9 protein-coding genes and 2 pseudogenes are annotated in these 7868 nt (G+C 61.9%); 3 read left to right on the top strand and 8 right to left on the bottom strand.

Annotated features, from left to right (window positions below; genetic code table 11):
- Positions 1-201, bottom strand: a pseudogene (locus tag EA473_RS21590) (IS6 family transposase); the annotation flags it as partial.
- Between the two features lie 149 nt (positions 202-350).
- Here EA473_RS21590 and EA473_RS21585 point away from each other — a divergent pair.
- On the top strand, positions 351-533 hold the full coding sequence (locus EA473_RS21585; protein ID WP_124197672.1) for a hypothetical protein: 183 nt from the start codon (positions 351-353) through the stop codon (positions 531-533).
- 96 nt (positions 534-629) lie between these two features.
- Here the strand turns inward: EA473_RS21585 and trpG are convergent, their stop codons facing one another.
- From trpG to EA473_RS21560, 5 genes are all read right to left on the bottom strand, one after another.
- Positions 630-1274, bottom strand: a complete 645-nt coding sequence (trpG, locus tag EA473_RS21580) for an anthranilate synthase component II (RefSeq protein ID WP_124197671.1) — start codon at positions 1272-1274, stop codon at positions 630-632.
- Positions 1271-2974: an anthranilate synthase component I gene (gene trpE / locus EA473_RS21575; RefSeq protein WP_124197670.1), complete on the bottom strand. Its 1704-nt coding sequence runs from the start codon at positions 2972-2974 to the stop codon at positions 1271-1273. Before trpE ends, trpG begins: the two co-directional genes overlap by 4 nt.
- Positions 2975-2977: 3 nt before the next feature.
- Entirely contained in the window at positions 2978-3634 is a 657-nt protein-coding gene (locus EA473_RS21570) for a phosphoribosylanthranilate isomerase (protein WP_124197669.1), read from the bottom strand.
- Positions 3631-4644, bottom strand: coding sequence for an anthranilate phosphoribosyltransferase (gene trpD / locus EA473_RS21565; RefSeq protein ID WP_124197668.1), 1014 nt, complete (start codon positions 4642-4644; stop codon positions 3631-3633). The genes EA473_RS21570 and trpD overlap by 4 nt, the downstream gene beginning before the upstream one ends.
- Positions 4645-4991: 347 nt before the next feature.
- Positions 4992-5171 (bottom strand): hypothetical protein, encoded by a 180-nt coding sequence (locus EA473_RS21560; protein ID WP_124197667.1) that lies wholly within the window; start codon positions 5169-5171, stop codon positions 4992-4994.
- Between the two features lie 128 nt (positions 5172-5299).
- Here EA473_RS21560 and EA473_RS21555 point away from each other — a divergent pair, with 128 nt between their 5' ends.
- Positions 5300-6544, top strand: a complete 1245-nt coding sequence (locus EA473_RS21555) for an RNA-guided endonuclease InsQ/TnpB family protein (protein ID WP_124197666.1) — start codon at positions 5300-5302, stop codon at positions 6542-6544.
- 143 nt (positions 6545-6687) lie between these two features.
- On the opposite strand, the gene EA473_RS21550 is transcribed toward EA473_RS21555, so the two are convergent.
- Positions 6688-6942 (bottom strand): HalOD1 output domain-containing protein, encoded by a 255-nt coding sequence (locus EA473_RS21550; protein WP_124197665.1) that lies wholly within the window; start codon positions 6940-6942, stop codon positions 6688-6690.
- A gap of 123 nt (positions 6943-7065) precedes the next feature.
- Positions 7066-7545 carry an Lrp/AsnC family transcriptional regulator gene (locus tag EA473_RS21545; protein WP_124197664.1) on the bottom strand — a complete coding sequence of 160 codons (480 nt, stop codon included), beginning with the start codon at positions 7543-7545 and terminating at the stop codon, positions 7066-7068.
- A gap of 189 nt (positions 7546-7734) precedes the next feature.
- Here EA473_RS21545 and EA473_RS21540 point away from each other — a divergent pair.
- Positions 7735-7868 (top strand): annotated as a pseudogene (locus tag EA473_RS21540) (IS5/IS1182 family transposase); the annotation flags it as partial.

The following is a 7868-nucleotide window of genomic DNA, read 5'->3' as shown; positions in this document are numbered from 1 at the left end:
TTTGTGTGTCCAGTTCCAGATTGCGCCGTGAGAACGGTCAATACCGAGTAATTCGAGCACTGCAACAACCTCCCGAACCGACAGTCCCATCGAATGTAGGCGCACCCCGAACACCCTGACGGGTGTCGGGGTGCGCTCGTTCTCCCAAACCTCATCACAATCCACATCTAAGGTCTCTCTGAGCAGGTTGGCGAGTTGCATAGGCACTTCTCGCCACCACCTGCTCATTCCTCAAACTCTCATCTAGACAGTGCCACGGCCACAGATCTGTTTTTCATCGAGTCAGTCGTTCCGTCGACTCTGTCACGATATCCAGAAAGATTACGTCCCTTCGCTACGGTGACTCGAGTATGTTCGATCCATTGACCTCAGGGACGATTCTCCTCCTCGTCCTGGCACTGCTCGCCGTCGTCGCGGTCGCCATCATCGCCGTTCGTATCGCGATCAAACTGGCAATCCGTGTTGGAATCGTCGCCGCAGTCGTTCTCGCAGCGCTGTACGCGACGGGTACGCTCGGAATCCTCCCCATCTGATCTGTCACGGGCGATTTGTACGGATTGGTTCGCCGCTTTACTGATACGTCCACAGACGCGTTTCTGTTGCGCCGGTATGACCTCCAGCAGTCCGTCTTAGGCGTCGTCGACCGACTCGAGGAAGTTCGCGATCACGTCGTGGCCGACAGCGGTGAGGACGCTCTCCGGGTGAAACTGGACGGCCTCGAGGGGGTGTTCGCGATGTCGGACGCCCATAACGAGGGTCGTCCCATCGTGATCGGCCGTCGCGACGACCTCGAGGCAGTCGGGGACGTCAGTCGCGACCAGCGAGTGGTAGCGTCCGGCACGGAACCCCTGTTCGAGGCCGTCGTAGACGCCTGCCCCGTCGTGGTCGACGGCCACCGCTTTGCCGTGGACCGGTTCCGGCGCTCGGCCGACGGTCCCGCCGTACTCGTAGACTGCCGCCTCGAGACCGAGACAGACGCCGAGGGTCGGCACGTCGGGACTGATCTCGCGGATGACGTCCGTCGTGATGCCGACGTCTCGATCGTTTTTCGGATGGCCGGGCCCCGGGCTGAGGACGATCGCGTCGGGGTCGATCGCCGCCACGTCCTCGAGTGATGCCGTGTTTTTCAGAAGTTCGGTGTCGGTGCCGGGTTGCTGGCTGACGTACTCCACCAGGTTGTACGTAAACGAGTCGTAGTTGTCGATAAACAGGACCGTACACTCCTCGGCGTCCCGTGTCGCGCCGACCGAGTCCCGGCCGGTTCGGACGCTCATCGGCTCACCTCCGCAGCCTCGCGGTCGTCGTCGCTCGGCCGGTGATCGCCGCCCGACGTTTCGATCTTCTCGAGGGCCGCGAGCACGCCGCCCATCTTCTTTTCGGTCTCTTCGAACTCGGCCGTCGGGTCGCTGTCGGCGACGAGCCCTGCACCGGCCCTGACGGTGATTCTGTCCCGCCCGTCGACGGATGGGGATCGATCGTCGTCAGATCGCTGGGCGGCGTTCTCGATCGTCGCCGTCCGGATCACGATCGCGAAGTCGGCGTCGCCGGTCCAGGAGTAGTAACCGACGCCCCCGCCGTAGAGCCCGCGCGGTTCGGACTCGAGGTCGTCGATGATCTCCATCGCCCGGATCTTCGGCGCGCCAGAGAGCGTTCCGGCCGGGAACGACGCGCGGGTCGCGTCGAACGCGTCCGCGTCGGAAGCGAGTTGGCCGGTGACCGTCGACTCGATGTGCTGGACGTGGCTGTACTTGAGGACGTCCATGAACTCGTCGACGCGGACCGTGCCGGCCTCCGCGACGCGACGAACGTCGTTTCTCGCGAGGTCGACCAGCATCGTGTGTTCGGCGCGTTCCTTTCCGTCCGCGAGCATCTCGCCGGCGAGTCGACGATCCTCGACGGGGCTCGTTCCGCGGTCGCAGGTTCCCGCGATCGGATTCGCCATGATCTCGCGTCCGCGAACGGAGACCAGCGTCTCGGGGCTGGCCCCGACGACGGTCAGGTCGTCGTGATCGAGCAGGTACATGTACGGCGAGGGATTCACCTCGCGCATCGCCTCGTAGAACCCGATGGGATCGACTTCGCCGTACAGTTCACGCCGTCGGGAGATGACTCCCTGGTAGATGTCGCCGTCGAGGACGTGCTCTTTCGCCCGCCGGACGTTCTTCTCGTACTCGGCTTTCGGGCCGGCGATCTCGTCTCGTTTGACGAACCCCTCCGTTTCTGGCGAACTGGCTTCGCGCAACGTCTCCGAAACGGCCGCCGCCTCCGCCAAGAGACGGTCGTAGACGGCGTCGGGATCGTCCCCGTCCTCGAGAACCGGCGTACAGACGAGTGACACAGTTCCGTCGTGTTCGTCGAACGCGATCGTCTTCGTCGTCAGGACGAACTGGGCGTCGGGAAACCGCGAGTTCGGCCGCTCCAGGCCGACCTCCTCGAGCCAGAGATCGTAGACGGCGTCGTAGGCGAGAAAGCCGACCAGTCCACCGTCTAAGTGTTGCCGGTCGTGATCGGGGAAGTTCGCCAGTCGAGCGTCCGGCATGACGTCCCGAAGCGCGTCGACGGTATCGCCCTCGACGTCGATGTCGGTCGATTCGAGGGGTGCGTTCTCCGAGAGCGCTTCGACGGTAGTCTCGCCGGGGGTGACCGTAACGACGGCTTCCGGATCGTACCCGACGTAGGAAAATCGCGCGTGGCGCTTTGCTCCCGTCGTCGTCGGACGAAACGCGCCGTCGGGATCGCTCGAGGCGGTTTTCTCCGCGCTCTCGAGCAAAAACGCGTACGGCGTCCGCTCGCAATCGCTCGTCTCAGACCTGCCGGTGAGCGCGGCGTACGCCGCGAGCGGCGACGTGTCGGTAGAAAGCGTTGCAGCCGCCCGGACGACGACCGGTTCGTCGGCCCGGCCGCGGGCGAGTTCGCGGAAGGATTCCCGGTCGATATCGAGCGAGGGGGGTGTCGTTTGATTGGATTCAGTCATGGGTTACGTGGTCACTTCCGTTCGGTGGTGTCTTTTCGCGCGGGCGACGAACGACCGAACGGCGTCGCCGTCTTTGATACCGCCGTCGGCTTCGACGCCGCTTGCGACGTCGACCCCGAACGGATCTGCCGCGTCGATGGCGCTTTCGACGTTTTCGGGCGTCAGACCACCGGCGAGGACGACGGGGGAGTCCAGATCCGCACTCGCCGCTCCGGTCCGCTCCCAGTCGTGAGTGCGTCCAGTCCCCCCGCCGCCGTCGACGGCCGGAGTATCGACGAGGAACGCGTCGACGACTCCGTCGTACCGGGAGAGTGACGACGCGTCGTCCGCGCCGACGGCGAAGAGCAAGTCGCTGTCGATTCGGGCGCACAGATCGCCGAGTTCGTCGGCGTCTCCGTCGCCGTGAAACTGGAGGACGTCGGGCTCGACCGTCTCGACGAGTTCCTCGATCCGTTCGCCACCGTCGGCCATCGTCACGAGGACGGTCGTCACGAACGGCGGGGCGCTCGCGAGGAGATCCGCCGCTCGGTCGACCGGCACTTCCCGGGGCGTCTCGACCGGCACGTCCGCGATGACTCCGATTGCGTCGGCTCCGGCTTCGACGGCCGTCTCGAGGTCGCGTTCCCGGGTCAACCCGCAGATTTTCACGCGGACCGTCATCCTTCGATCTCCGGCGGTTCGCTCCGAAGTCCCTCGAGTTTCGCCGCCGCGTCGCCGGATTCGATCGCCTCGCGTGCGGCGTCGACACCGGCTTCGAGGGAGGTGGCCGCTTCGGCGACGTAGATCGCAGCCCCCGCGTTCGCGAGGATGACGTCGCGTTTGGCCCCAGTCACGTCGCCGCCGACGATTCCGCGGAGATCGGACGCGTTGTCCGCGGGGGATCCGCCTGCGATTTTCGAAATGTCGTGCTCCTCGAGACCGAGGTCGGCCGGTTCGACGGTGTACTCCTCGACGTCTCGGCCGTCGACTTCCGCAACGACCGTCTCGCCGTGAATGGCGATTTCGTCGGTACCGGAGCCGTGGACGACCAGCGCGCGTTCGACCTCCATCCGCGCGAGCGCGCTGGCGAGTACGGGGACGAGGTCGGGATCGTAGACCCCGACGAGCTGGGCGTCGGCCCCGGCCGGATTGGTAAGCGGCCCGAGGACGTTGAAGATGGTCCGCATTCCCAGTTCCTTTCGGGGGCCGATGACGGCTTTCATCGCCGGGTGAAAGACCGGCGCGAGCATGAAGCCGATGCCGTCGCGTTCGATCGCTGTTTCGACGGCCGGTGGCTCGGCGTCGACGTTGACGCCGACTTCCTCGAGGACGTCGGCGCTTCCGGAGGACGACGAAACCGAGTAGTTGCCGTGTTTCGCGATCGGAACGCCCGCACCGGCGGCGACGATCGCGCTCGTCGTCGAGACGTTGATCGTGTCGTAGTCGTCTCCCCCGGTTCCGCAGGTGTCGACCAGTGGATCACGCGACGGATCGATGGTTCGGGCCGCTTCGCGCATCCCCTCGGCGAAGCCGGCTATTTCCGCTTCCGTTTCGCCTTTCGCCCGGAGTGCCGCCAGCAGCGCCCCGATCTGGGACTCGGTCGCGTCCTCGAAGACTGCCGACGAGACCGCTCGAGCCTCCGCCTGTGTGAAATCTGTGCCCTCGGTCGCCCGTCGAACGTACTCCTTCATAGTGAACACCAATGTACGTAGTTGTCTTACAATGACCAAATAAGTGCATCAAGTTAAGCGTGTCGGAGCGAACGGGTGTAGTGGTCCTCGCGAACGAGACCGACGCCGGACCGGATTTCTACCCCGGCAGAAACGACGGGAAGCCGAACTCGAGGTTCGAACCGAGCTCGATCCGCTGCTGTCGGCGGTTCGTTCGTCAGCCTGCCGCCGTAGTGCAAAACGTCCCAGCGAGCGGTGCCAGCACGCAACTCTCGCGAGTGCCAGGTGCGATAGCGAGTGCCGCAGTCCGGTAGACCGATTTCGCCCGTCCCACTTGCACACCACGTTGAGATTCAAGTCAGGCGTATTCAGGTGGATTCTCGGTCGATGCTGGTAAAGACGTACCAGCTTCCGGCCAACACGACGAAGAAGACGACTCCGATCGCGATCCGGAGGAGAGTCTCTTCGACGCCCGTCGCTTCGGCGTGTACGAATGCGCCACCCCGTCCACCGAATACGATCGCGAATCCCGTTGCTGCGACGATCATAGAGATACAGCGCGGAAATCCACGACTTCAGTCGTGGGAGCAAACGCGTAAGCTCCGGCAAACAATCCACCGACTACGACAGGACCGACTCCCCCAATTTTTTGAGTCATCAATACTACATATGAGGTATGGAGAAGCGCCGTACTGTCCCGGTCAAACTAGACGTGGACAGTGACGACGCCGCACTCCTTGGAGACACCGTAGACGAGTTCCTGTGGACGGCTAACGAGGTGACACGCCACGCTTTCGACGGTGAATACGTCACGACGAGCAAGACAACCCTCCACCACGAAACCTACGAGGACGTGCGCGACGAGACGGCGTTACACAGCAACCACGTCCAAGCCGCCAGAAACAAAGCCGCCGAAGCCTGCAAGAGCGTGGTTGCCAAGTGGAAACAGGGCAAGAAGGCGTCGATGCCCTACTTCACCAGCCCCCACCTCGTCTACGACCACCGCACCGCTACGTTCCACGACGAGTACGTGTCGCTGGCAACAGTTGACGGTCGCATCGAAGCCGACTACGTGCTTCCCGACAAAGAGCCAGAGACGCCCCACGTGGAATACTTCTTCTCCGACAAGTACGAAACCACGGGAGCAGAACTTCACTATACGAACGGCAACTGGATGCTTCACATCCACTGCAAAACGGAGGTGGAGACTGACACGTCAGCGCAGGAAACCACTGAGAACGGAACGGTTCTCGGGGTTGACCTCGGCGTGAACAACCTTGCCGTCACATCGACGGGCACGTTCTGGAAGGGCGACGAGTTCGACCACTGGCGCAGAGAATACGAGAATCGGCGTGGTACTCTGCAAGAGTGTGGTACCCGATGGGCACACGAGAACATTCACTCAGTCGGTCGCAAAGAGGAAGGCCGATTCAAACAAACCCTCCATCGTATATCGAACGAGCTCATCGCGGAAGCCCGCGACCACGGCTGTTCGGTGATCGCGTTCGAGGATTTAACCGACATTCGTGAGCGAACGGACGCGTCGTGGGGCCACAAATGGGCGTTCAACCGTCTCTACGAGTACGTCGAATACAAAGCCTTAGAGTACGGTATCGACGTAAAACGGGTTAATCCGAAGAACACATCACGGCGTTGCTCGCACTGTGGATTCACACACCCGGACAACCGCGACGGTGAATCGTTCGAGTGTCTGAAATGCGGCTACGAGAATCACGCTGATTACAACGCGGCGAAGAACATCGGCTTGCGGTATCTCCACCGGAACCAAACTGGCTCCGGTGGAGGGGCATCCGTAGGCATTGCCCTAAACAGCGGGATGTTGAACGCGAACGGAGGGTATGAGCCTCCTGCCGAGAGTTCGGCCATAGCGGGAGTCCACGCTGAAAGCCCACGACTTTAGTCGTGGGTTAGCTTACGAGTAACAGTCGGTCGGTGGGGACGTTCATCGAGTGGATTTCGACTCGAGTCCGGTTAAGTAACTGCCCTGGGTTCGCCACCAGTCACAGCGAGATCGTCGAACCGCCCGATTGCGAACGGAATCGCTCACTCCACGGAGATTCGTCCTCCGGCCGTAACCGTAACCCGGTAGTCACAGTACCGGAACGCGACCGTTCCCTCCGGCCGCTCGCTGGTTCCGGTCGGTCGAAAGAGCTGCTCCAGTGCCGTCGGATCGATGACGTCGTGTATGGGAGGGAGTTCGGTCGCGTCACACCCCTCTTTCGAGGCGATCGTTTCGACGATACGGACGTACACGTCACCATCCAGACTATGAGGTGTGGATTCCGTCGGCGTTGGCATTGTCGGTCAGGAGTGGCCTCAGTTTCATAAGGCTACTCCAATTTTTCACTCCGAGTCCCATTCGAACCGTTATTTCTGCTAATTTCGAACGAAACGGAATCCCGATTGTACCGACACGAAACGTCACTCCCCGCCAGCCATCTCCGCGCCGAAGTGGTTGAACGGCTGTATAAACTCCTCCTCTAAGACTTCCGAACGAACGATCTCGAGTCCACACTCCTCTAACTCGTGAGCGATCTCGGAGACGTCGTCGGTACTGGTCCCGACCGCTTCCACGTGGAGGTTCTGATCTCCGGCGAGGAGTTTCCGTACCGTCACGACGCCGTGACGATCGAGGATGTCTTCGACGAACTCGTCGGACGGTTGCATCTCCGCGGTACACGTAAACAGAATGTGAAGTTCGAACCCGGCCTTCTCGTAATCGATGTCCGGAACGTACCCCTTCAGAATGCCACGCTCCTCGAGGCGATCGATCCGATTGCGGACCGTCCCAGCGGAGACGCCAACCTCGTCCCCGATATCTGACGTGGTCGTGTCGCGGGCGTTTTGCTGTAACATGTACAGGATTCCGCGATCAGTATCGTCTAGCTCGTTTCGAGCCATACCCGACACTACGCGACCGGTGCAGAAGAAAGGAATTGCGTCACTCGGTTTCTGCAGCGACCGGTCGGACGACTCGGACCGGTTGGCGACGACACTCCCGCTGCGTTCGGTGTGGACTGTCGTTAGCTATAGTAGAGGGTGTCATAGAACAGTTCTCATACCAGAGAGCAGGGTGAACGCTGAGGTGGTATGAGCCCAGCGACCCTGCAAGAGAATCCTACGGTAGAGACGTTCTTCAATGTCGTGGAAACCGAGACGCTAGCGCTGTTTGAGCATCTCTCCTTCGAGTTTCTCGAAGAGTTCGACGTGTTCGCCCCGGCGGA

This window comes from Natrarchaeobius chitinivorans (assembly GCF_003841505.1).
Classification (GTDB): domain Archaea; phylum Halobacteriota; class Halobacteria; order Halobacteriales; family Natrialbaceae; genus Natrarchaeobius; species Natrarchaeobius chitinivorans.
Note: the sequence above shows the minus strand (reverse complement) of the source record. Positions and strands in the feature narration are given on the sequence as shown.

Excerpts from the sequence above, each read along its gene's own strand:
- trpD (WP_124197668.1), bottom strand. The coding sequence starts at position 4,644 with ATGAAGGAGTACGTTCGACGGGCGACCGAGGGCACAGATTTCACACAG.
- EA473_RS21550 (WP_124197665.1), bottom strand. The coding sequence starts at position 6,942 with ATGCCAACGCCGACGGAATCCACACCTCATAGTCTGGATGGTGACGTG.
- EA473_RS21570 (WP_124197669.1), bottom strand. The coding sequence starts at position 3,634 with ATGACGGTCCGCGTGAAAATCTGCGGGTTGACCCGGGAACGCGACCTC.
- trpG (WP_124197671.1), bottom strand. The coding sequence starts at position 1,274 with ATGAGCGTCCGAACCGGCCGGGACTCGGTCGGCGCGACACGGGACGCC.
- EA473_RS21560 (WP_124197667.1), bottom strand. The coding sequence starts at position 5,171 with ATGATCGTCGCAGCAACGGGATTCGCGATCGTATTCGGTGGACGGGGT.
- EA473_RS21585 (WP_124197672.1), top strand. The coding sequence starts at position 351 with ATGTTCGATCCATTGACCTCAGGGACGATTCTCCTCCTCGTCCTGGCA.
- EA473_RS21555 (WP_124197666.1), top strand. The coding sequence starts at position 5,300 with ATGGAGAAGCGCCGTACTGTCCCGGTCAAACTAGACGTGGACAGTGAC.
- EA473_RS21545 (WP_124197664.1), bottom strand. The coding sequence starts at position 7,545 with ATGGCTCGAAACGAGCTAGACGATACTGATCGCGGAATCCTGTACATG.
- trpE (WP_124197670.1), bottom strand. The coding sequence starts at position 2,974 with ATGACTGAATCCAATCAAACGACACCCCCCTCGCTCGATATCGACCGG.